This is a genomic window from Pseudomonas sp. ICBG1301 (assembly GCF_016918385.1).
GTDB lineage: Bacteria > Pseudomonadota > Gammaproteobacteria > Pseudomonadales > Pseudomonadaceae > Aquipseudomonas > Aquipseudomonas palleroniana.
Genome location: NZ_JAEKGB010000006.1, coordinates 148,375 through 172,258 on the forward strand (window position 1 = coordinate 148,375; position 23,884 = coordinate 172,258).

20 protein-coding genes are annotated in these 23,884 nt (G+C 56.6%); 11 read left to right on the plus strand and 9 right to left on the minus strand.

Features of this window, described 5'->3' with window-relative positions; translation table 11 throughout:
* Window positions 1-176: 176 nt before the first annotated feature.
* The 4 genes from leuA to JBE38_RS16045 form a co-directional block, all read right to left on the minus strand.
* Window positions 177-1,856, minus strand: a complete 1,680-nt coding sequence (leuA, locus tag JBE38_RS16030) for a 2-isopropylmalate synthase (protein WP_205344656.1) — start codon at window positions 1,854-1,856, stop codon at window positions 177-179.
* Between the two features lie 322 nt (window positions 1,857-2,178).
* Window positions 2,179-3,000 (minus strand): peptidoglycan DD-metalloendopeptidase family protein, encoded by an 822-nt coding sequence (locus JBE38_RS16035; RefSeq protein ID WP_090368730.1) that lies wholly within the window; start codon window positions 2,998-3,000, stop codon window positions 2,179-2,181.
* A gap of 3 nt (window positions 3,001-3,003) precedes the next feature.
* Entirely contained in the window at window positions 3,004-4,383 is a 1,380-nt protein-coding gene (xseA, locus tag JBE38_RS16040) for an exodeoxyribonuclease VII large subunit (protein ID WP_205344657.1), read from the minus strand.
* Window positions 4,384-4,392: 9 nt separating this feature from the next.
* Complete coding sequence (locus tag JBE38_RS16045) at window positions 4,393-5,283, minus strand: LysR substrate-binding domain-containing protein (RefSeq protein ID WP_205344658.1); 891 nt, start codon at window positions 5,281-5,283, stop codon at window positions 4,393-4,395.
* 99 nt (window positions 5,284-5,382) lie between these two features.
* On the opposite strand from JBE38_RS16045, the gene JBE38_RS16050 reads away from it, so the two are divergent.
* From JBE38_RS16050 to JBE38_RS16070, 5 genes are all read left to right on the plus strand, one after another.
* A complete protein-coding gene (locus JBE38_RS16050; RefSeq protein WP_205344659.1) occupies window positions 5,383-6,150 on the plus strand; it encodes a sulfite exporter TauE/SafE family protein in 768 nt (255 codons plus the stop codon).
* A gap of 143 nt (window positions 6,151-6,293) precedes the next feature.
* On the plus strand, window positions 6,294-6,842 hold the full coding sequence (locus JBE38_RS16055) for a hypothetical protein (RefSeq protein WP_060754303.1): 549 nt from the start codon (window positions 6,294-6,296) through the stop codon (window positions 6,840-6,842).
* Between the two features lie 129 nt (window positions 6,843-6,971).
* Window positions 6,972-8,441 (plus strand): IMP dehydrogenase, encoded by a 1,470-nt coding sequence (guaB, locus tag JBE38_RS16060; protein WP_060754302.1) that lies wholly within the window; start codon window positions 6,972-6,974, stop codon window positions 8,439-8,441.
* A gap of 80 nt (window positions 8,442-8,521) precedes the next feature.
* A complete protein-coding gene (gene guaA, locus JBE38_RS16065) occupies window positions 8,522-10,099 on the plus strand; it encodes a glutamine-hydrolyzing GMP synthase (RefSeq protein ID WP_060754301.1) in 1,578 nt (525 codons plus the stop codon).
* 306 nt (window positions 10,100-10,405) lie between these two features.
* Complete coding sequence (locus tag JBE38_RS16070) at window positions 10,406-11,614, plus strand: tyrosine-type recombinase/integrase (RefSeq protein ID WP_205344660.1); 1,209 nt, start codon at window positions 10,406-10,408, stop codon at window positions 11,612-11,614.
* A 64-nt stretch (window positions 11,615-11,678) separates the two neighbouring features.
* Here the strand turns inward: JBE38_RS16070 and JBE38_RS16075 are convergent, their stop codons facing one another.
* Window positions 11,679-12,653 carry a LuxR family transcriptional regulator gene (locus tag JBE38_RS16075; protein ID WP_240202526.1) on the minus strand — a complete coding sequence of 325 codons (975 nt, stop codon included), beginning with the start codon at window positions 12,651-12,653 and terminating at the stop codon, window positions 11,679-11,681.
* Window positions 12,654-12,736: 83 nt separating this feature from the next.
* Between JBE38_RS16075 and JBE38_RS16080 the strand changes: the two genes are divergently transcribed.
* Window positions 12,737-12,958, plus strand: coding sequence for a helix-turn-helix transcriptional regulator (locus JBE38_RS16080; RefSeq protein ID WP_058423359.1), 222 nt, complete (start codon window positions 12,737-12,739; stop codon window positions 12,956-12,958).
* A gap of 72 nt (window positions 12,959-13,030) precedes the next feature.
* Window positions 13,031-14,365: a replication protein gene (locus JBE38_RS16085; RefSeq protein ID WP_205344661.1), complete on the plus strand. Its 1,335-nt coding sequence runs from the start codon at window positions 13,031-13,033 to the stop codon at window positions 14,363-14,365.
* Between the two features lie 282 nt (window positions 14,366-14,647).
* Here the strand turns inward: JBE38_RS16085 and JBE38_RS16090 are convergent, their stop codons facing one another.
* The 4 genes from JBE38_RS16090 to trbJ all read right to left on the minus strand — a co-directional run bounded on the left by JBE38_RS16090 (window position 14,648) and on the right by trbJ (window position 18,673).
* The gene (locus tag JBE38_RS16090) at window positions 14,648-15,265 is read right to left on the minus strand and encodes a hypothetical protein (RefSeq protein WP_126844901.1); all 618 of its coding nucleotides are present in this window, start codon (window positions 15,263-15,265) and stop codon (window positions 14,648-14,650) included.
* A 390-nt stretch (window positions 15,266-15,655) separates the two neighbouring features.
* Window positions 15,656-15,976, minus strand: a complete 321-nt coding sequence (locus tag JBE38_RS16095) for a hypothetical protein (RefSeq protein WP_122576273.1) — start codon at window positions 15,974-15,976, stop codon at window positions 15,656-15,658.
* A gap of 2 nt (window positions 15,977-15,978) precedes the next feature.
* Complete coding sequence (gene trbL / locus JBE38_RS16100; protein ID WP_205344662.1) at window positions 15,979-17,589, minus strand: P-type conjugative transfer protein TrbL; 1,611 nt, start codon at window positions 17,587-17,589, stop codon at window positions 15,979-15,981.
* 190 nt (window positions 17,590-17,779) lie between these two features.
* Window positions 17,780-18,673, minus strand: coding sequence for a P-type conjugative transfer protein TrbJ (gene trbJ, locus JBE38_RS16105; RefSeq protein WP_240202527.1), 894 nt, complete (start codon window positions 18,671-18,673; stop codon window positions 17,780-17,782).
* Window positions 18,674-19,439: 766 nt separating this feature from the next.
* Between trbJ and JBE38_RS16110 the strand changes: the two genes are divergently transcribed.
* The 4 genes from JBE38_RS16110 to JBE38_RS16125 all read left to right on the plus strand — a co-directional run bounded on the left by JBE38_RS16110 (window position 19,440) and on the right by JBE38_RS16125 (window position 23,649).
* Window positions 19,440-19,811: a plasmid mobilization protein gene (locus JBE38_RS16110; protein ID WP_205344663.1), complete on the plus strand. Its 372-nt coding sequence runs from the start codon at window positions 19,440-19,442 to the stop codon at window positions 19,809-19,811.
* A gap of 360 nt (window positions 19,812-20,171) precedes the next feature.
* A complete protein-coding gene (locus JBE38_RS16115; protein ID WP_205344664.1) occupies window positions 20,172-21,308 on the plus strand; it encodes an ABC-three component system protein in 1,137 nt (378 codons plus the stop codon).
* On the plus strand, window positions 21,305-21,811 hold the full coding sequence (locus JBE38_RS16120) for an ABC-three component system middle component 2 (RefSeq protein WP_205344665.1): 507 nt from the start codon (window positions 21,305-21,307) through the stop codon (window positions 21,809-21,811). Before JBE38_RS16115 ends, JBE38_RS16120 begins: the two co-directional genes overlap by 4 nt.
* Window positions 21,812-21,813: 2 nt before the next feature.
* A complete protein-coding gene (locus JBE38_RS16125) occupies window positions 21,814-23,649 on the plus strand; it encodes a hypothetical protein (RefSeq protein WP_205344666.1) in 1,836 nt (611 codons plus the stop codon).
* Window positions 23,650-23,884: the final 235 nt, after the last annotated feature.

Below are 23,884 nucleotides of genomic sequence, written 5' to 3' on the forward strand. Positions count from 1 at the left end.
TTCTTGCTGTGGGTAATGTCGCCATCGGGAGCAAGCCCCCTCCCACCATTTGGAATGCATTCCAAGTGTGGGAGGGGGCTTGCTCCCGATGAGGCCAGACCGAACGCCCTGATATCTCAAACAAAAAAGGCCCCTGGATTCTCACCCAGGGGCCTTTTGCATTGCAGCGATGAAGCTTACGCCGCTTTCGCTTCCAGCTGGCTCAACGAACGGTTCAGCGCACTGAACACCGCCTTGAAGCTCGCCGTAGTGATGTTTTCGTCAATGCCCACGCCGTGCACCGGGCGCTCGCCGTTCACACGCAGTTCAATGTAGGCCGCCGCCTTGGCATTGGTACCTGCACCGATGGCGTGTTCGTTGTAGTCCATGATCTCCACCTTGATCGGCAGGGCGGCGACCAGGGCTTCCAGGGTACCGTAGCCCTTGCCGTGCCAGCGCAGGTTGGTTTCACCCTGGCCCTTGCCCGAGACTTCGACTTCTACCGAACTGTTGCCGTTCTCTTCCTGCAGGCGGTGGCTGACCAGCGCGTACGGGGTGTTGGCTTGCAGGTACTCACGTTGCAGCAAGGCGTAGATCTGCTGTGCGGTCATCTCCAGGCCGATGCGGTCGGTTTCGGCCTGCACAACCTGGCTGAATTCGATCTGCATGCGGCGCGGCAAGCTGATGTCGTATTCCTGCTCCAGCAGGTAGGCGATACCGCCTTTGCCCGACTGGCTGTTCACCCGAATCACGGCCTCGTAGCTGCGGCCGATGTCGGCCGGGTCGATCGGCAAGTACGGCACTTCCCACAGCGCATCGTCCTTCTGCTGGGCGAAACCCTTGCGGATTGCGTCCTGGTGGGAGCCGGAGAAGGCGGTGTGCACCAGGTCGCCGACGTAGGGGTGACGTGGATGCACCTGGATCTGGTTGCACTCCTCGACCACTTTGCGCACGCCGTCGATGTCGGAGAAGTCCAACTGCGGGTCGAGGCCCTGGGTGTACATGTTCAGTGCCACGGTGACCAGGTCGACGTTACCGGTACGCTCGCCGTTGCCGAACAGGCAGCCTTCGACACGGTCGGCGCCGGCCATCAGGCCCAGCTCGGTGGCGGCAACGCCCGTGCCACGGTCGTTGTGGGTGTGCAGGCTGATGATCACGCTGTCACGACGGTTGATATGGCGACCGAACCACTCGATCTGGTCGGCATAGATGTTCGGCGTCGCGCATTCAACGGTGGCCGGCAGGTTGAGGATCATCTTGTGCTCAGGTGTCGGGTTCCACACCTCGATCACGGCATCACACACTTCCTTGGCGAACTCCAGCTCGGTGGCGCTGAAGGTCTCCGGCGAGTATTCGAAGGTCCAATGGGTTTCAGGCTGCTGGGCGGCGTATTTGACGAACAGCTTGGCGGCGTTGACCGCGATGGCCTTGATGCCTTCCTTATCCTGATTGAACACGATGCGACGGAACGACGGCGACGTGGCGTTATACAGGTGCACGATGGCCTTCTTGGCACCGCGCAGGGATTCGAAGGTCCGCGCAATCAGGTCTTCACGACCCTGGGTCAGCACCTGGATGGTGGTGTCCTCGGGGATGTGGTTGTCTTCGATCAGGGTGCGTACAAAGTCGAAGTCGGTTTGCGAGGCCGCCGGGAACGAAGCCTCGATTTCCTTCACGCCGACCGCCACCAGGGTCTTCCAGAAACGCAGCTTTTTAACCGCGTCCATTGGCTCGATCAGCGACTGGTTGCCATCACGCAGGTCGGAACTGCACCAGATCGGCGCGCTGGTGATGGTTTTCGAAGGCCAGGTGCGGTCCGGGATATCGATAGTCGGGAACGCACGGTACTTGGAAGACGGGGCTTTGAGCATGCTCATCAGAAAAATCCTTGTTGTAGGGCCGAGAAGAGGCGGCCTGCCGGAAAGCGTTTATTAGGGATAAAACCGGGGACGAGACAGATCGATTCAGCCTGGCAGTCGTGCGCTGACGAGGCACAGGCTGCGGTGCTGGCGGAGCTGAATGAGGGTGTGAGAGGTTTTCATAAGCTCAACCCTAACCGCCGAGGTGAAAGATGGCAAGCAGTCGAGAAAAATTGAGAGAAGTTCTGCTATTGCTGCAGAAAACGAGATTTTATAGTGGGTAATTATCTACGCACTGGTATTTATTGCGCGCCCTTTGGCGAGCGCGCAATCGAGCCGATCAAGGTTGGAAGGCGCCGATAAAGATCGCCGGGTCCACTCGCGCATCATTGAGGCTGACGTTCCAATGCATATGCGGCCCGGTCGCGCGGCCTGTCGAGCCAACCTTGCCGACCACGGCGCCGCGTGCCAGCTGATCGCCGGTTTTCACGTCGATCTTCGACATATGGCAGAACATGCTGATAAAGCCCTGGCCATGGTCAACGAACACAGTGTTGCCGTTGAAGAAGTAGTTGCCGGTCAGGATCACTTTGCCCGCTGCCGGGGTTTTGATCGGGGTGCCGGCACCGACGGCGAAGTCCAGGCCGGAATGCGGGTTGCGTTCCTCGCCATTGAAGAAGCGGCGCACGCCGAACTTGCTCGACAGCGGCCCATTCACCGGTTTATCCAGTACGAGGTTGCTCGGCAGGTTGGGGCTGAAGGTGCGGTAGGCCTTGATCTGCACCGCCAGTTCGCCCTCGATGCGCTTGAGCTGGGCCGGGTCGGGGTTGACCTGGCTTTTGTTTTTCAAGGTGATGCGTTGTTCCGGGTATTTCTTGTAACCGACGATAAATGGCAGGTTGCGCCCGCCGCTGAGGATGCGCTCGTTGCCCGGCTTGACGGTCAGCGGGATACCCACAATCGCCAGCCAGTTGTCCTGCTCCTTGACCACCAGCACCGGTTTGCCTTGGTAAGTGGCTTTGGGCGCCGTCGCCGAAGGGCCGAGATCGACCACCGCAACGCCGCCGGGCACCGGTTTGTTCAGGGTGCGGGTGATGTAGCTGTCGGCGTGGGCATTAAAGGCAAGGCACAGCAGCATTAACAGGCTGAGTAAACGTGGCATCGATCAATCCAATAACGAAAGGGTGACGGGTGTCAGGTGGTTGTCTTCCACCCGCACCTGCAATTGGCCTTCACCAAGACGCGCGGTCAGCCGCTGGCCGGTGTGGGTCTGTGCGGCGTTGCGGACGGCCTGGCCGCGTTCGTCCAGCAGAATGCTGTAACCCCGGCCCAGGGTCGCCAGCGGGCTGACCACCTGCAGCGTCTGCACCTGGCTTTGCAGTTGCAGGCGGCGGGCCTTGAGGCCTTCGCGCATGGCGCGGGGCAGGCGTTCGGCGAGGCTGTCCAGGCGCTGGCGCAACAAGGCCAGTTGGCGCCCCGGGTGTTGGCCGGCGAGGCGGGTTTCCAGGCGAATCAGGCGTTCGCGGCGGGTATTGAGGCTGCGTTCGAACGCACGACGCAGGCGCATGTCCAGGTCATCCAGGCGCTGGGCTTGCTGGCGCAGGCGTTCGCCGGGGTGGCGCAGGCGGCGGGCCATGCCTTCCAGGCGCAGGCGGTCGTGGGTGAGGCGGTTGCGCATCAGCATCACCAGCCTTCGGTGCAGGCTTTCGACCTGGCGCACCAGGTGGCTGGCATCCGGGGCCAGCAATTCAGCAGCGGCCGAGGGCGTTGGGGCGCGAACGTCCGCGACAAAGTCGCTGATCGATACATCGGTTTCATGGCCGACGGCACTGACGATCGGTGTGACGCAGGCATCCACCGCCCGGGCCACCGCTTCTTCGTTGAAGCACCAGAGGTCTTCCAGTGAGCCGCCGCCACGGGCCAGGATCAACGCATCAAAGCCGCGGGCGTCGGCCAGTTTCAGCGCCCGCACGATCTGCGGGATCGCTTCGCGGCCTTGTACGGCAGTGGGGATCAACGTCAATTGCACCTGTGGTGCACGGCGGCGGAACACGCTGATGATGTCGCGGATCACCGCACCGGTTGGTGAGCTGATAATGCCAATACGCCGAGGGTGCGCCGGCAGCGGTACTTTGCGTTCGGCACTGAACAGGCCCTCGGCGCTGAGTTTTTCCTTCAGGGCATCGAAAGCCAGGCGCAGCGCACCATCACCGGCCGGCTCCACCGTGTCGAGGATCAACTGATAGTCACCGCGGCCCTCGAACAGTGAGACCTTGCCACGCACCTTGACCGCCAAGCCATCCTTCAACGCCTGGCGCACCCGTGCGGCATTGTTGCGAAACAGTGCGCAACGCACTTGGGCGCCACTGTCCTTGAGGGTGAAGTACACGTGGCCGGAGGCTGGGCGGGCGAGGTTGGAGATCTCGCCTTCCACCCAGATATTGGTGAACACGTCTTCCAGCAACACCCGCGCGCGGCCGTTGAGCTGGCTGACAGTCAGGACTTCGCGGTCCAGGCCCAGACGGGCAAAGGGATCTTTAATCATGGCGGCAGTTTATAGGCATTCGTGCAGGGTTTGGCAGAATTGCTCCACCAGCGCGCTGGGCGCCTGTGCGCGGGCCAGGGCCACGGTGCTCAGGCAATCCGCTTCGGCAAGGGGCAAAAAGTGCAGGTTGGGTGGCGCAATGTCCTGCATGGATTTTGGTAACAAGGCAATGCCGAAACCGGCCTGGATCAGTTGCAGTTGGGTGGTCTTGCGCGACATCACCCGCGCCGCCCTGGGGAAAAAACCAGCACGCATGCACAGTTCCGCCGACAGGTAACTCAGACCGCCACGCTGGGGATGAGGGATCGAGATAAACGCTTCATCCTTGAGCTGCGCCCAATCGATCGGCCCGTCTGTGCGGGCGAGTGGATGGTTCGGCGGCACCGCCAGCAGCAGTTGCTCACTGTATAAAGGCTCCACCTGCACGCCTTCACGTTGGCGCAGCACCGGCAGGCGTAACAGGCCAACATCTAGGCGGCCGTTGGCGATTTCCTCCAACTGCGCTTCGGAGGAAAGTTTGGCGATATCTACCGACACGCCGGGGCAGCGCTCCAGCCAGGTGCTGATGCCCTGTAACAATGGGCCGCTCATCGGCACGGTACTTGAGTGGCTCAGGCGCAACGTGCCAAGTTGACCGTGACCCACTTGTGTCGCCATTTCGCTGGCTTTGAGTAGCTCATTCAGCAGGTTGCGCGCCCGTGGATAGAACGCTTCGCCGGCGGCGGTGAGTCGAGGTTGGCGTGCAGTGCGTTCGAACAGTGGCGTTTGCAGCTGGGTTTCCAGCTCCTTGATCTGTCGGCTCAGGGCCGATTGCGCTACAAACAGGCGTTCGGCAGCGGCGCTGAAGCTGCCGCTGTCGGCGATTTCGACGAAGTAGCGCAGTTGGCGGGTGGAGATCACACGTCATGCCTTTTAGAGATAGGTGAAGGGCTTTGAAGATATTAGTCGCATCTCTCACCGATGGCTAAAGTGATGACCTTCTCTTTAAAGGAATAACCCATGAGCCCGGTCGAGTTGATGTGCCAGTGGTCGTTTGGTGGGATCGATTGGGCGGTGATCGGCCTGGGCGTGGTCGTGGCCTATATCGTGTTCGGTATTGCCGGTTTCGGTACGGCGCTGGTGGCGGGGCCGATCCTGATTGTGTTTATGCCGCTGTCGAAGATCATCCCGCTGCTGGTGCTGCTGGATTTCGTCGCGGCGTTTGGCAATCTGCTGCAGTCGCGGCGTGATGTTAACCAGCCGGAGTTGTTGCGCTTGCTGCCGTGCATGGCCGTGGGCTGCACACTCGGGGTGGTGTTTCTGCTCAATCTGCATTCGGATCTGTTGCTGCTGTTGATGGGGCTGTTCATCAGCGCCTATGCGATCTACAGCCTGGCCGTGAAGGCCCGGCCCACTCAGCTGGCGGCGGGTTGGTCGGTGCCCATGGGCACTGTCGGCGGTCTGTTTGGCGCGCTGTTCGGCAGTGGCGGCTTTTTATACGCGATCTACTTGAACAGTCGTTTGCCCAAGGACGCGGCGCGCGCCACACAAAGCGCGTTGATCAGTTGCAGCACGGTGGTGCGCCTGAGCCTGTTCCTGATCGCCGGGGTGTACGCCGACGGGCCGTTGCTGATGTTGGCGCTGTGCTTGTTGCCGGCGATGGCCCTCGGGCTGTGGTGTGGGCGCAGGCTGACGATGCGCATGTCCCGCGAGGCTTTTGTGCGGTTGGTGACTTGGCTGGTGCTGGCCAGCGGTATTGCCTTGATCGGGCGGTATTTGAGTACTTGACCTGTGTGAGGCAGGGATTAAGCTGCCTGCCTTTAGAGCCTCATCGGGGGCAAGCCCCCTCGCACATTTTGAGTTGTGAATACCTTCAAAGGTGGGAGGGGGCTCGCCCCCGATGAGGCCAGTGGCCATACCGCAGGACTCCCATGAACTCCCAAAGCATCCTTGTCCCGAAAATCTCCACCTTGCCCGTCCACGAACCCCGCGCCCGGGCGATCGTGCGCTGGCTGGTGCGTAAGAACATCATCAAGGAAGAGCTGAGCACCTGCGGGCGTACCGGCAACCGCATGGCTTACGCGCTGGCCGATGGCGCCCGCGCCGTGGTGCTGCACCCCGAGGCGCTGCCGTTCAACGAGCCGGTCAACGGCCTGGAGATCATCTACAAGCGTTGCATCTATACGCCAGCCAAAGGCTTTCTCGAAGAAGCCGGCTGCCCGGAATGCCTTAAGGAGGTCGGCGAGGCATTGTTCGAAAGCCTGGAAGACTGGATGCCTGGCCACACTGACAACTTCACTTGCCCGCTGTGTGGGCATGAGGATGACATCAACGGTTTTCTGTTCCTGCAGGAATGCGGGTTTTCCAACCTGGGATTCATTTTCAACAATTGGGCGGAGGCCGGGTTCAAGCAAAGCTTTATCGACGAATTTGCCGACTGGCTGGACCAGAAGATCAGTTGGGTCAAAGTCGAGCTGTAACCCACCTGAAAAGCTGCAGGTTTTCTCCATCTATCAGTATTACCAAGTTTGTCAGAGTTTTACATTGAGCCCAGCAGGGTGCGTGTATATAATGGCGCGCTTCCATTTTCCCGCTCGGGAGCCCCCGCGATGCTGCGTATCAGCCAAGAAGCTCTGACATTCGACGACATTCTCCTAGTGCCTGGTTATTCCGAGGTGCTTCCTAACGAAGTCAGTCTCAAGACCCGCCTAACCCGTGGCATCGAGCTGAATATTCCTCTGATTTCCGCTGCCATGGACACCGTCACTGAAGCCCGTCTGGCCATCGCCATGGCTCAGGAAGGCGGCATTGGCATCATCCACAAGAACATGACCATCGAGCAGCAAGCTGCCGAAGTGCGCAAGGTCAAGCGTTACGAAGCCGGTGTGGTGAAAGATCCCATCACCATCGAAGCCGACGCTACCGTGCGTGACTTGTTCGACCTCACTCGCACGCACAACATCTCCGGTGTTCCGGTGCTGCACGATGGCGACCTGGTCGGCATCGTCACTTCCCGTGACGTGCGTTTCGAGAACCGTCTTGAAGTCACCGTGCGCGAAGTGATGACGCCTAAAGAGCGTCTGGTCACCGTCAAGGAAGGCGCCGACAAGAACGATGTGCGCGAACTGCTGCACAAGCACCGCATCGAGCGCGTGCTGATCGTCGACGACAAGTTCGCCCTCAAAGGCATGATGACCGTCAACGACATCGAAAAAGCCAAGGCTTACCCGCTGGCCAGCAAGGATGACCAAGGTCGTCTGCGCGTGGGCGCCGCCGTCGGTACCGGTAAAGATACCGGCGACCGCGTTTCGGCTCTGGTCGCCGCCGGTGTTGACGTGGTGGTGGTCGACACTGCCCACGGTCACTCCAAAGGTGTGATCGACCGCGTCCGCTGGGTCAAAGAGAATTTCCCGGAAGTGCAGGTGATCGGTGGCAACATCGCTACCGGTGCAGCCGCCAAGGCCCTGGCCGAAGCGGGCGCCGACGCCGTCAAGGTCGGTATCGGCCCTGGCTCGATCTGCACCACCCGTATCGTCGCCGGTGTCGGCGTGCCGCAAATCAGCGCCATCGCCAACGTCGCCGCCGCTCTTGAAGGCACTGGCGTGCCGTTGATCGCCGACGGCGGCATCCGTTTCTCCGGTGACCTGTCCAAGGCCATCGTTGCCGGTGCCTCCTGCGTGATGATGGGCTCGATGTTCGCCGGTACCGAAGAGGCCCCGGGTGAAGTCGAACTGTTCCAGGGCCGTTCGTACAAGGCTTACCGCGGCATGGGTTCGCTGGGCGCCATGTCCCAGGCACAAGGCTCTTCCGACCGTTACTTCCAGGACTCCTCGGCAGGCGCCGAGAAGCTCGTACCGGAAGGGATCGAAGGCCGTGTACCGTACAAAGGCCCGCTGAGCGCCATCATCCATCAACTGATGGGCGGCCTGCGTTCCTCGATGGGCTACACCGGTAGCGCCAACATCGAAGAAATGCGCACCAAGCCAGAGTTCGTAAGGATCACCGGCGCCGGCATGGCTGAATCCCATGTCCACGACGTGCAGATCACCAAGGAAGCGCCAAACTACCGCGTAGGTTGAGGCTTCCAGCAAAACGTTAAGTAACCGGGGCTGTTCTTCAGCCCCGAGTTGTTTCTGATTCATTAGACGAGACTGACTTCATGGCCCTCGACATTCACGCCCACCGCATCCTGATCCTCGACTTCGGTTCCCAGTACACTCAGCTGATCGCCCGCCGCGTGCGTGAAATCGGCGTGTACTGCGAACTGCATCCGTTCGACATGGACGACGCAGCGATCCGCGAATTCGCCCCCAAGGGTGTCATCCTCGCCGGCGGCCCCGAGTCCGTGCACGAAGCCAACAGCCCGCGCTGCCCGCAAGCGGTATTTGACCTGGGCGTGCCGGTGTTCGGTATCTGCTACGGCATGCAGACCATGGCCGAGCAACTGGGCGGCAAGGTTGAAGGTTCCGAGCTGCGTGAATTCGGTTATGCCCGTGTGGACGTGGTCGGCAAGAGCCGCCTGCTGGACGGCATCGAAGATCACATCGACGCCGACGGCCTGTTCGGCCTCGATGTGTGGATGAGCCACGGTGACAAGGTCACCAAGATGCCGGAAGACTTCCACATCCTGGCCAGCACCCCGAGCTGCCCGATCGCCGGCATGTTCAACGACGAGCGTCGTTACTACGGCGTGCAGTTCCACCCGGAAGTGACCCACACCAAGCAGGGCGGTCGCATCCTGTCGCGCTTCATCCTCGACATCTGCGGCTGTGAAGCCTTGTGGACGCCGTCGAAGATCGCTGAAGACGCCATCGCCCAGGTTCGCGCCCAGGTCGGCACCGACAACGTGCTGCTCGGCCTGTCCGGCGGCGTAGACTCCTCCGTGGTTGCAGCGCTGCTGCACAAGGCCATCGGCGACCAACTGACCTGCGTGTTCGTCGACAACGGCCTGCTGCGCTTGCATGAAGGCGAGCAAGTGATGGCCATGTTCGCCGAGAACATGGGCGTCAAGGTGATCCGCGCCAACGCCGAAGAGCAGTTCCTGAACAACCTGGCCGGCGAGTCCGACCCGGAGAAGAAGCGCAAGATCATCGGTCGCACCTTCATCGACGTGTTTGATGCCGAGTCCAACAAACTGGACAACATCAAGTACCTCGCCCAGGGCACCATCTACCCCGACGTGATCGAGTCGGCCGGCGCCAAGAGCGGCAAGGCCCACGTGATCAAGTCCCACCACAACGTGGGTGGCCTGCCTGAGGAAATGAACCTCAAGCTGGTAGAACCGTTGCGCGAACTGTTCAAGGACGAAGTCCGCCGTCTGGGCCTGGAACTGGGCCTGCCGTACGACATGGTCTACCGCCACCCATTCCCGGGCCCGGGCCTGGGCGTGCGCATCCTGGGTGAAGTGAAGAAGGAATACGCCGACCTGCTGCGTCGCGCCGACCACATCTTCATCGAAGAACTGCGCAAGGCCGACTGGTACCACAAAGTCAGCCAGGCGTTCGTGGTATTCCAGCCGGTGAAATCGGTGGGTGTTGTAGGCGATGGCCGCCGTTACGCGTGGGTCGTGGCCCTGCGTGCCGTAGAAACCATCGACTTCATGACCGCCCGTTGGGCACACCTGCCATACGAACTGCTGGAAACGGTCAGCGGCCGTATCATCAATGAAATCGAAGGCATTTCGCGCGTGACGTATGACGTGTCGAGCAAGCCGCCGGCGACGATTGAGTGGGAATGATTAGGTTGCCGGAATTTACCGGTACTTGCTAGCGAAAATGCTCTGAAGCCCGCGTAATTGCGGGCTTTTGGCTTTTTGGGTCTGGCAAGTTCAGGCAGCTTTGTGTATCGCCAAGCAACGTGTATATGTGGCATGGTTCGGGGCATTGACTGAGCCCAGTGCCATTCTCGGCGTTCGATACCATGCCGCCTCTGTGGAGGGGGCCATGGTATCAAAACTCACCATTTGCCCGTCTTCATTGGGTTTTAGCGCAATTTTTGGTGCGTTTCTGAGCATGGTATTTTCTGAACGGAATCCGCGAGCCCCATGCTGACTGATACCAAGCTGCGTAATCTAAAATCGAAAGAAAAACTCTACAAGGTGAATGACCGAGACGGACTCTACGTGGCCGTCACGAAGGCGGGGTCGATCTCCTTTCGCTACAACTACTCCATCAACGGCCGACAAGAGACGATCACATTTGGTCGCTATGGCGTAGGCGGTATCACGCTTGCGGAAGCGCGTGAGCTGCTTGGTGAGGCGAAAAAGATGGTTGCGGCGGGCAGGTCGCCTGCCAAGGAGAAAGCCCGTGACAAGGCTCGTAGCAAGGGAGCAGAGACGTTTGATGCTTGGGCAGAGAAGTGGCTGCGCGGGTACCAAATGGCCGACTCGACCCGTGACATGCGCCGATCTGTTTACGAGCGGGAGCTAAAGCCGCACTTCGGTAATCAGAAGCTCGTGGAAATCAATCATGAGGATCTGCGAACGCTGACCGATGCAATAGTAGAGCGTGGAGCTCCCGCCACGGCGGTGCACTCCCGCGAGATTGTGATGCAGGTGTTCCGATGGGCGATTGAACGTGGCCAGAACGTCGAGAACCCGGCTGATCTGGTACGTCCTGCAAGCATCGCGAAATTTGAGCCACGTGACCGCGCTTTAGGGCCTGACGAAATCGCGTTGATGTATCAGTACCTGGACCGCATCGGCACCGCCTCATCCGTGAGAGTCGCCGCTAAGCTGCTGTTGCTTACCATGGTTCGTAAAAGTGAATTGACCAACGCTACCTGGAACGAAATCAATTTCAGCGAAGCCCTGTGGACCATTCCGAAAGAGCGAATGAAGCGCCGCAACCCCCATTTGGTGTTTTTATCTCAGCAGGCTTTGGATTTCTTCATTGCGTTGAAGACGTTTGCCGGTGGTTCAGATTACGTTTTTCCCTCCCGGTACGATTCAGATTTGCCAATGAGCACCGCGACGATCAATCAGGTGTTGACGCTCACCTACCGGCTTGCGCAGAAAGAAGGGCAGCCGCTGAGCAAGTTCGGACCGCATGATTTGAGGCGCACAGCAAGTACGCTGCTGCATGAGGCGGGTTACAACTCAGACTGGATTGAGAAGTGCCTTGCGCACGAGCAGAAGGGCGTACGGGCCGTTTACAACAAGGCTGAATACCGTGATCAGCGTCGGGCGATGTTGCAGGACTGGGCGGATATGATTGATGAATGGACGCTAAAGAAACCACGAGTGAAGGTTTGATTTAAAAGTCCGATTCGACTGGTGAATTTCTATTAGTTGCTTATTTTGGTTGACACTAAACAATCTACTTACCGGATCGTTGTGGCCGACTCAGGCGAAATATCTCTGGAATTGACGCGACAGCTTTGGAAACCGCTTGGCGTTCGATACCCAGTCTCCGCGCAATCGCTGATTGATTTAAGTCAAACCGTTGGAGCATCAGTATTTGTTTTTTTCTGTCCGACAGCCTCGAGTCCACCATCAGCCTCGCTAGGTTCCTTAGCTCTGCTTCGTCTGCTAGCGTTAACGTTTGGCCAAGCATGTAGTTGTGTATGTAGCCGTCCACCAGCTCGTCCCCTGATTCCGCTTGCAGAGTAACTCGCGAGGCGCATTGTCGGCTGAGCCTGATTAACTCTAGGTCGAATTGCGCTACAGACCGTTTCGCTTTCCTGTACTCGGGATTCCACTCGCCATCCGGCAACTTAGGACGATGAGTCGCGCAGTACAGGTTGCTGAGGCGCAGTTTTTCATCCATGCCGCGTTGGTCATTGTCGTTGCCGGATTCGGCGAATGAGGCCAGCTCCGCAAGCTTGCCGCAAAATCTACAAAAAACTTTTAAGCGTTGACCATTCAAACCACGAACATTTCTTTTCGCTGGTTGCTTGCGCTTGCATGCCCATACCAGCTCTATCAGCGTTTCGAGTGTGGCGATAAATCGCTGATCTCTCTTGGACTGCTGGTCTTCTGTTATGACAAAAGCTCTTAGCAATCGGCGCTGTACGCGAACCATTGCTTCAGCACCAACCAATCGCATGATCTCACTGAATGCTACGCCGGTACCGGCTCCTGGTACGTGCCCTAGATAGCGCGACGGGAGTGTTGCCGTATACGTAGCAACAACGGGGTCGATGAGTTCTTCTACAAGGCGAGCGATAGGGTAACGCTTCGATGCTGCGGAGTACGGCTCCCAGCAATCTCGAAATCGTCTGATGGCATCTGCGACGGTTGAGTCGCATCCCTTCCAGATGGCGATGGCTGAGCAATTTTTCATGTCAACCATTTTAGCCAATCATTCCGTCGAAGCAAGCGGCACATAGGGGCACGATCAGGCACACATTTGCTGTGACTGATAGAGGCTAAGGTATGCACGTATCGACGAACAGAACGCTCATCGACAAGAAGACGCTTCTAGCGATGATCCCGCTGTGTGAGCGCACGATTTACAACTTTGAAAGCAAAGGTCGATTTCCTCGCCGCATTGCGATCAGCAGTCGTAAGGTGGTCTGGGATTTGGCTGAGGTCGAAGAATGGATTGATGCTTGCAAGGGTTCAGGCCCGGCTCCCAGACCCGGAGTTGGAGCCTGAATAGTGCGGATCGGGCCCGACGTAGGGCCCATATCGCAGCTTGCGCTGTTCAGTTCTCACGGCGAGGCGCAGATGTATCACGACAGCAGCAGGAGCGGGTTTTTCTCGCTGCTGGTTGACGTGCGTGGCGAAAAACGCCAGTCCTCCCACCGGTTGGCGGACATGCCCACCATTCTCAATTTGGTGGATAAAACCCGCGACACATGGATGTCTCAAGCAGAGTTCATCCGCCCTAATCGGCGGGTCGTGAACCTTGCCCGTTTGGGGCTGTTGTTCACCGATCTTGACACCTACCGCATACCAGCCCTTGCCGGTCGCACGCCTGACCAACTGGCGACGTCTGTGCTGTACTTCTGCACAGAAGAAGGATTGCCAACACCATCGGTATTGATCTACAGCGGCCGGGGCATTCAAGCAAAATGGCTACTCGACGGCACTATCCCGCGTCAGGCGTTGCCCCGCTGGAATGCGTGCCAACGCTACCTAGTGGATCGCCTAGCGCACGTCGGTGCCGATCCGATGGCCAAAGACGCAAGCCGCGTGCTACGAACCATCGAGACGGTCAACAGCAAGAGCGGCGAAGTCTGCCGCGTGGTTCACGTCACGAACGACACCGATGGCCAGCCCGTCCGCTACAACTTCGAGTCTCTGGCCGAGGCCCTGCTACCAACTGCCCGTTGGACAATCGAGCAACAGCGGCAGGAGCAGGCCGAGCGGGTCAAACGCAAGCTTAAGCCCTTCCATTTGGTGCCCGGCGGTAAAGCTGACAATCTCCGCGGATTCTCCGGCCGCCAGCTTGCTTGGGATCGCCTCGAAGACCTGCGCAAGCTTGCCGAGCTGCGCGGCGGCGTCAACGAAGGTAGCCGGATGCAGCACCTATTTTGGCGCTTGAACTTCCTGCTACTGTCCGGCGCGACCAACAGCAAGCAGATGTATCACGAAGCCTCGGCGCTGGCCCGCGAGCTAGATCCGCAATGGAATAGCCGCTCCAAAGAGCTGATGACTTTATTTTGCAAGGCCAAGGCCTTCGAGGCGGGGGAAAAGGTAAGTTTCGGAGGTAAGGACTATCCACCACTCTACACCCCAAAGAACGGCACCCTGATTAACCTATTCAGGATCACCGTGGACGAACAGCGGCAGCTCAAGACGATCATCAGCTCGGAGATGGCCCTAGAGCGTGATAGGAGGCGCGATGAGGTCCGTAGGCGCGCCGCCGGTGCCGTAGACCGGAAAACCTACCTCGAAGCGGCTAACGCTAAGCTGGCGAAGGCTCAAGCGCTCAGAGCGGAAGGTATGAGCGTGCGCGCCATTGCTAAGAAAATGGGCATCTCTGTAGGATCCGTTTCCGGCTATCTCAAGGCACAGCCTTTAGATTGTTCAGAGTCCGTGCGTATTACTAATGGCTAAGCCCCCGTGTTGGGTGTTCAATGTCCCTCCGTATTACTAATGGCGAAGCCTCCGCGTCGTCGACTGCTATCTGTTCTTGCTGATGCAGGCGGGGGTAGAGCTCGTGGCGCGGGCCTTTAATGTGTTCCAAGACGACGGTGCTTGTAATGTTGAGGGCTCCCGCGATAGCTGTCCCATGTCCGTGCATATTACTAATCGAAAGCCTTTGGTTTCGTAGGTCGCAGAGGTGCACTCCATCTGGCCACGTGTTCGCATCGGACTTGGCAGCTGGATGTAGTTATTTCATTGCGGCGGCGTCCGATTCACCGGCACCCTCGGTCCACTCGGTTGTTTTGTCCCGACATACAGCATGGTTAGCACTCCGTGCTCGTAGCTACCAGGTACTGCGCCAAATTCAACCTGATCCCCGTTGTTGAAAAAACCATCGTGAAGAACGATAGGGCTGCCATTCCTCGGTGTGATTGTGACTCGGGTCTTGCCTGATGGACGACATGATGCCCGGACAACGGCATCTGTGTAGGTTTCACTGTCCCCAAACTGGTAGGTCCCGATGTCGCTTTTGCCACCAGGCCGTCGGCAGTCTCGGCCCAATAGTGAGACTCCCATGATCTCTGCGGAATGATCAGTCGTGAGCTTCGCCGGCATATAGAAGGTGAGTTGCGCGACTATCTGTTGGTCTGCTGGCATTGGCATGACGTGGTCCTGAGCCCACGCGATAAACGACAAGCACAGGGGGCCGATGTTTTGAGAAAGGAAGCTTGTGTAAGCCTCCATCAACGCTCCGCCGGTAGCGGATAGAAAGGCAATCCATAGCGCCTTGATCCCGCCTTTTTTCCGGTCTGCTGATTCGGGAGGCGATGTTTCTGATTCCTGCTTCTTTGATTTTTCTTTAATGCGCACGTTCGTCCGCTCAATTGTTCAGTCAGTTAAAGCAAGGTTGTATTTTCAATACCAGGGTGACCGCCTCGCCAGTTGAGAAAGCGTCAACGATCAGTATCGGCCAAGTATTCGTCGTAAATTTTATTGGTAAATGGATCAGCACGCGAGAGGCGTCGAGAGGGATACACCCTGACCGGTGGACACCAAAAAGAAAGTCAGGGCGCTGGTTTGTCTATCGACTTCCCCCGAAAGGCCTCAGGAGGCGGTGAGCCGCTTTTCAGTTGTTTAGTAATGGTGCACGCCGGTGAGAGGCGAAAATCGCTCCGAGCGCAGCACATATGCCTTCTTGATGTGCAGTAGGCAAACAAAACCCCGCACTTGAGCAGGGTTTTCTGTAGGGCAGGGTAGTGATTAGCGATTGGCAGGGGTTTCCTGCTGCTGTGCTTGCTGCGCGGCTTGGATGGCCATCAAAACTTGCCGGTTCAAGTTCGCGTTAGTCTTGCTGCCCAGCAAAGGTAGTCGATTTAGAGCCTCTGCCCCGACAAACATGCGATACGAAGCCGACATTGCGAGCGGGCTAACGCGAAGCTGCAGCGCCGTGTACTGCCGATCCAGCTTATCTAGCTGCGGCCCGTAACCTTTGCTTCGCAGCCACCGGCCGAGTGCCCACATGCCGACGGCGAACGTAAAGGCGAATACTGCGAATCCAGCGAGCATCAGAAATCCCATCATGATTATTTCTCCGTTTTTTCGTTGTTGGAGGCCATACCCGGCACACTCAGCGAGGCTAGGCGACCATTAGTAGGGCTTGCGTCTGAGGCTGGACGGATCACGTTGGAATCCCCCTGCTCGGAATTAGCGGCTAACTCTCCGCCGCTGTTTGGAGCGGCCGAATTGGCCTCGCTATTTGAAGGTGGGGTTGATCCAGCACCAAGGGATAAGCCGTGCGCATTCTCCATGCCCGGTACAGCCATTGAAGCCATCACCCCGAGCACCTTCGCACCTCCATTCGCCGCTTGAGAAAGGGAATTTCCCGACACTTCACTCCCCATTTTTGATGTCTCTTGTTGTTTGTCTTTGTCGTCGTTGTCTTGCACTATCTTTCCAGCCTGCTTGGCGGCCTGCTGCACGCCGCTGTTAGGTGGTTGGGCTGGGCTGGGCGTCGCTTTAGCGGCACTGCCACCTACGCTCGACCCTGCTGATGTAGAGACTTTGATGGCTGCACCGCCACCAGTGCTGGCACCCACTCCAGAGGACGCGGCGTTGCCCATTGAAGCCGCTGCACCGATGCCGGAGTTTGCCGCACCGGCAAAGCTGGAGTTAATAGAGCCAGCCAATCCTCCGCTACCAGCCGCCCCTGCGGCACTTGCACCACCACCGGCAGCGCCAAGCGCACCAGCGGCGGCGGGCGCAGCGGCACCGGCCGTGGCGATGGTGGCGACTGCGGCAGCAGCACCGGCAGCGCCAGCCGCTGCCATTCCACCGATGGCCGAACCTCCACCCATTGACGTGCCGCTGATCATCCCGCCAATCAGTTCGGGAATAGTCTTGGTCAGGTAGGCGCATACCAAAGCCAAACCTGCCAATGTCATCAGAGATGCTTCGTCATTGGTATAAGCCGCTAACCAGGACTTAGCCGACGTGACAATAATTCCTACGATCAAGGTTAAGACGAACAGCTTGGCACCTACTGCAACAACAAAGCGGAGTGGTGCAATTGCAAAATCGCGTGTCCATTGCGAACCACCGAAACCGAAGAACAGTACGGAGGCATTAATGATGACGTACGACTCTACAAGCGTCACAAACATAAATGCCGCGATAAAGGCGAAGCACAGTAAAACCAAGCAGCCAACAAGCGCGATAAGAATTGCTTTACCCGGAGAAAAAAGTGAAATGCCTTCCACGATGGTGCGTGAGAAGTTGACAGCCACCGCGAACATATCACCGGGCTGAAGCGCACGGCCCAAACCGCTAGCCGTGCCCGCAGCTTCTCGGAAACTGTCCACTACGGCTGTCGCCCATGGCACGGAATGTTCAATGACTGCGTAGAAAAAGCCAATGGTCATGAAGAAGCGGATCAGCTCGCCGACAATTTCGCCTAAGTCAGCTTGTCTCATCACTAAAGGCATGAACGTCCAAACCAATTGGATGAGAGCGAGAGATGCCAGTAAATTGAGTGCATAACCCTGTAGCCGTGGTGACCATTCACTTGCGGCTTGATAGAGCATCCGCAAAAGCCCGTTCATTTCATTGCTTTGAGTTACATCTCCTGCTGCCATCGCGCTACCGGCCGAAAGCAAGAGTGTTGCACTAACCAGTGCTACAAATGCTGAGCGTTGCATAGTTAGAAATCCTCAGACGGGCCCCAGTTGTTTTTTCGTGCTTCAAAGTTCTTATCCGTGTCTGATAGCATCGACCGCTCAACAGCTACGCAATCGGTGCGGATAGAAACAATGAATCCAGATAGAGCAGAGCCACCAAGAGCAGAGGCGATGCATAACCCAACGATCAGATTTTTAGATATGAACATGGTTAGAAATCCTCGGAAGGCCCCCAGTTATTTTTACGGGCCTCAAACTTTTGCTCGGCGGCTTCGCTAGCAGCCTTCCGGTCGCCCTGCTGAGCCATATAGTTGCCTTGCATGGTTATTTGGGTGGCCAGTAGATCGCGCAGCTTTTGCAACTGCTGAACGTTCTGAGAGGCTATCTCGTTGCCTGCCTGAATGGCTTGCATCCTGCCCACGGCCGACTGTGAACGAGCCACCATGTGATCGAGCTGGGTATCCTCAGACTCGAAAGTGCTGGTGTTGAGGTTCGCCGCCTGAAGCGCCATTTTCATGCTGTCGCGGTTTTGCTCTGACCACTTCTGATAGCGCTCACCCGCCGGTACTTCTGCCGAGTTTGCAGCTTGATTCAGATAGGATTGAAAGCCGGGAAAAGCCGTATTGAACTGCGAGTCCATGTTCTGGATCTGGCGGCCTAGAGACTGCGAGCGGGTGTAGATGTTGGCCACTTTTTTGAGATCGGCCGCGACGCTGCTGAACATTGAGCTGGGCAAGCCGGTGCCTTGAGTGACCATGTTCTGATACTGCTGAATTTGCGTCTGTAATGTCTCGGCGGTGTTCAAGGCGGTATTAACGGCCTCGACGTACTCGAACATCTGCTGATAGAACGTCGAGCAGTTCGAGCAATAGATGGCGTAAGCCGGGGGTGGGGCGATGTACATAGCCAATCCGAAAAAGACGGCTACGGCAATTTTGGCACCATAGTCCGCCTGTCGACGGAGTTTCCGAGCAGGAGAAGCGGTCGTTTCGCGCAGGGGAATTGCTGCCAGCGGGGTTTTGGCGATAATGGACGTTATGATTTTTTGGTGCATTTCCCGGCCTCTATCAGTCACTTTGGTCAGTGCCTGATCGTGCCCGGACATGCCGGTTGCATCGATGGAATGATTGGCTAATTAGGTTGACATAGGGAAAATCAATTCGTGGCGATTATTTGTTCAATCCGCAAAGGTTAAACCCTTAGAAGGCTATATAAGATCATCACGGTTGTTTCCGCTGCTTGGGTCATGCCGGAACCCAGGTCGGGGCTTCGACATAGGGGCTGGTACCGTTGGTAGGGCGGACTGCATTTGTTCTGGCACCGACGCTACCGGAATTGTTATTTCGTCAGGAATTGTGGGCTGCTGGGCGCCACGTTTGGTCGGCTTGCGGATGTACTTTCCTACGTATCGAGCGAACTGGCTATAGCTCAGCCCCGTGTTATCTCCGCCGTGGTTCTCATAAACGACCGTCACCGGCCAACCGGCTTGAATGAGACCCCGAAATTCATCGAGGCGCGCTAAAAACGCCACCCGCCCCGCGCCAGTAAGCCCTTCTTTTGGTGTCTTCATCACCGAACCTCCGCTTAAGCATAGTTACGCAAGTATGCGCAAAAAATTGTCTATTTGCCATGCGTAATCTAGCCTATAGATGCGTAGGTATGCGTAGGTATGCTAGGTGTGAACCGTTAGCAAAGATACGCATGTATTTGCGTCGAATCGGACGGCAAGATGTGTGTTGTACGGGTACGGGCAAGCCCGCACCCTCCCAACACCTACCCTTATTCGCCTTCGGCTCAACGTATCTTGCTCTGCGAGGCATGCAGTCGCTGCCGCGTCTAAGAGCAAAAACACAGCAACGGCAGGAGCACCCATGACAGGTGGCACCGAAGAAAAAACAACGGCTCGCCGACGCGGCAAGCCAATCGAGGTTTGGGTCACTGACGAGGAAAAGGCGGTGATCACGGATCAGGCCAGAGAAGCTGGAATGTCCCGGTCGGGCTATCTGCGCGCCCTTGGTTTGAACACTCCGATCCGGTCGGTTGTTGATCTGGTCGCAGTCGCTGACTTGGCCAAGGTCAATGGTGATCTTGGGAGGGTGGCTGGCCTGCTGAAACTCTGGCTGGCAGAGAAGCGAGGAGAAGGGGCTAGCGCCATTGATGTGGATGCATTGATGGTCGATTTCCGGGAACTACAGGTCACAGTTCGAGAAAAAATGGCATTGATCGTCAAAATTCATAAGTGAGCGTGAGCCCATTTTTGCTTAGATCTGTAGCGATCCGATATGCTCTTGGTCGAGAAATTGCCGACAGACCTTCGCCCGTAGTGTGAAGCAGTTCAGTCTGCATCTGACACGTTCGAAAAGCGTAATTTCTAAGGCAGCACCGGACCTTACGTGTCACAGTAGCCTGATGCCATATGGGGCGCTACTATCCGACCAACGACGAAGTACTGCTCGTAGTTACGTGGTTGGGCTAAAGAGCACCAGCGCGCAAAAGCCAGTTGTATTGCGTTGTTACGCTCATACGGAGTCAAACCTTGACTAATTCGTTGATAAGGACATGCCTACAATCTAGGGGATAGGTTGTTCGCCAGGGAGGTGAGTGTGAGCGAGAGTACAACGACCGTGCCTACAAGTGCCCAGGGGACCGCCCTTCCTAGTCCAACACCGTGGCCAGGAGCAAATGCCCGGCTTCTAGGTCTCGGCGCAGGTCTGCCTGTTTCCAAGCTTGATCGACTAGCAAGCTTCGATGATAGCCAATTCGAGCGCTTCGTACTCGAATGGGGGAACGACTACCTAAAGGCAAGAGTGCCGGGTGTGTACGAAGTCCAGCTTCGCGGAGGCGCCGGTGATAAAGGGCGAGATGTCATCGTTTGGTTCGATCCACCGAGCGCAGTTCCACGCCGTTGGCATCTGTATCAATGTAAACATTACGCCACCGCGCTAGGGGCAAGCTCTGCTTACGAGGAAATTGGGAAGGTTCTATACTACACGTACGTCGATGACTACTCTTCACCGGCGGAGTATTGGTTTGTTACGCACAAAGGTGTGACGTCATCTTTGCAGGATCTTTTTGACTATCCCGAAAAATTAAGAGCAGGCCTTCTCACGAATTGGGATAAGCATTGCCGGAATAAGATAACTACAAAGAAGAAAGTCGAGCTCACTCCAATGCTCAAAGCGCATATTGAATCGTTTGATTTCAGCATTTTTCGCGCAAAGCAGCCGCTTGATCTCATATCAGAGCATGCACAGACACGTTATCATCTCGCCGTATTCGGAGCTCCTTTAATCGATCGACCTTTACCACAAAAGCCGCCGTCGTCAGTGGCTCCTCTTGAAGCGGTTTACATTGCACAACTGTACAAGGCAATAAGTCAGAAACTTGGAATTGAAGTGACCAGTACTGTCCACTTCAATCATGACGCAAAGCTATCCGCTCTCTTTGAACGCTCCAGAATGGCTTTCTATTCGGCCGAAGGCTTAAAGGAACTTGCTCGCGATCAAATGGCCGATATGTCCTACTTTGACACGCTACTCGGCGAATTCTGCGACGGTCTTTATCATTACTATTCTGACGAAGGCCGTGTCGGCCTCGACCGCGTGGTGGACACAGTGAAGGGCGCGCAGTCTCTTCAACTCAGCGATCATGTATTGAAGCCACATGTTGTACCAAATGATCGTGAGGGAATGTGCCATCAAATGGCAAACGATGGTCGCGTGGAATGGTGCTCATCATGACTTATAAGTCGGAGTTGATACTGGTTCGCCCATTCAATAGCCCGCTCGAGTGTGGCCTGCGTATGTTGTTTTTGCTAGAAGCTAGCACTGGGCAAGACACAGACCTTCAACGTTTGATTTCCTACGACTACTTGCTAGTGCACTCTGGTGATGTTGTCGGTGGTCCGGAAAGCCTTCACCCCGCAGTTCCTTTTCGAGGTAGCGAGTTCCTCGTAAAAAGAGATCTTGTGCATGCTGGACTTAATCAAATGTGCTCTCGAGAGCTACTCCTTAAAACCTTTGATGCTACAGGTATCCTATACCGTGCCACGACGCTGACGTCGGCTTTTCTAGCACTGATGAAAACGTCGTACGCGTTGGCGTTGCGTGAGCGCTCTAGCTGGGTTATTGAGCATTTTGGAATGTATTCAGACGGCGAGCTTGAAAAATATATGAATGAAAATGTTGGCCGCTGGGGTGGCGAGTTCGACCGAATGTCCGCCCTGAACGAATTGGAGCTCTGAGCATGTTACAGCTTCGCAAAATCGTTCTAAGAGGAGAAGGTGTTCAGGATGCCTCAATTACTTTTTTTCCTGGCGGAAACATTGTAGCCGGTGAGTCCGATACCGGTAAGAGCTATTTGCTTAGATGCCTTGACTATATTTTCGGCGCCGATGAGATGAAGAAGCGCATTCCCGCAGCGGATCCTTATTCAAAGTTATTTGTTCAGTTTGAAAATAAAGAAGGAGACTTTCTGACGCTGGAGCGCCATTTGTCTGGTGGTGACCTTGCATCACATGCCTGTCCTGTCGAGAATATCCAAGCGGCTGGGAAACCTCTAAAACCAAAACGGAAAGGCACAAGTAAGGCCCGAGATGTTACCGAGGTATTGTTCCAATTTGCGGGCTTGAGCGAGGCTGTTCTCCGCAAAAATGATCGAGGGGAGGTGCAGCGCCTAACCATCAGGCAATATCTCCCCGTCTTTCTTGTTGATGAGATCGCTATTATCGATGAAGCGTCACCGGTTTTAGGACAAGGCGGCTTTGATGTTACCTCGCGCAAGCGCATGTTTGCCCATATGCTCACAGGTAAAGACGACACAGGCGTCATCGCCGCCGAAAAGTCCGAGATCGCCCGAGCGCGACTTACTGCGCAGCTTGGCCTAATCACCGGGCTCCTTGAGCCAATAGAACACAGGATCCGACAGAACCCGACTGCAGACGAAGACACCATCGAAAAGGTCGAACTGGCGATTGCCAAGCTTTCCTCCTCTCTGTCCGAAACAACCGGCGAGCGCGCCAAGCTGCAGGCTGAGCGGACAGAATCAACTCGAGCGCTACACCGGGCACAATCTCAGGTGGTGGCTGCTGACGAGCTCTTGGCGCGGTATCATTTACTTGAAAAGCGATATGACTCCGATCTACAACGCCTCGATTTCGTCACAGAAGGTGCTCATTTCTTCGATGGTCTACAAGAGGTGACTTGTCCATTGTGCGAACAGCCGATGACAAACGATCACGCTCATACTACTCACGAGTCCGTGAAAAAGATCTATGAGTCTGCAAGAGCAGAAGCATCCAAAATCCTTGGTCAGCGTGGCGATCTCGCTTTGGCTATCAAGAGTCTTGAGAGTATCCGTAACACAAGAATTTCTGAAGTGATCTCATCCAACGATGCGCTGGTGCAAACCGATCAGAGGACTGTGGAGGTTATTTCTCCAGTTCTTCGAGAGACGGCGGAACGCCTTGAAAGTTTAGTGGCCCGCCGGATAGAGCTTGAAAGGCAAAAAGCTGATGAGGATCAAGCGGACACGCTGCGGCTGATGAAAGATAAAATTGAACGTATGTTTGGCGATAAGCCGGGCAAAAGTACTTGGGAAGAACTCCCGGCTACAGCTTTACGAGGCCTGTGCAAAGAAATCGAAGCAGTGCTCTCAGAATGGGAATGGAGGGGCGAGGGACGCGTCGAGTTTGATCAGAAAGAGTTCGATATCATCGTAGACGGCCAGTCTCGGCAATCCCACGGTAAAGGTGTACGAGCGGTTCTGCATACCGCGTTCACCATCGGACTGCTCCGCTTCTGCAAGATCAACGATTTGCCTCATCCGGGTGTCGTCGTTATTGACTCACCTCTGACGAGCTATAAAAAAGGAAAACCCGGAGGCGCCAAAGATGGGCCAATCGATGCAGGTATGGAGTCCGCTTTCTGGCGTTCGCTTACGGCAATTGATCCCGGTGTCCAGGTCATAATTGTTGAGAATAAAGAGCCGCCTGCCACGGTGGCAAATGACCTGACATATTACTGGTTCGCGGGAGATACAGGTTCTTCGAACGATCGAAAGGGTTTTATCCCGGTCGTGTGAGTCATGCGCGCGACGTACGACTATGCGCGACAAAACGAGCCCCATCATTTTCGGGAGGAAATACCGCATTGCACCAAGCAACGAGAGGCGCTTCACAGATCCCGTGTCACAGCGGTGTGGCGGTATGAGAAAGGCAACGGGAGTGAGTTCCGTAGCAAGGACCGGTTCGACGGAAGGTTGATGTCATAGTGATATTGGTCAGGCAGAATGCCTAGCTCTAACGAAATGGATGTCA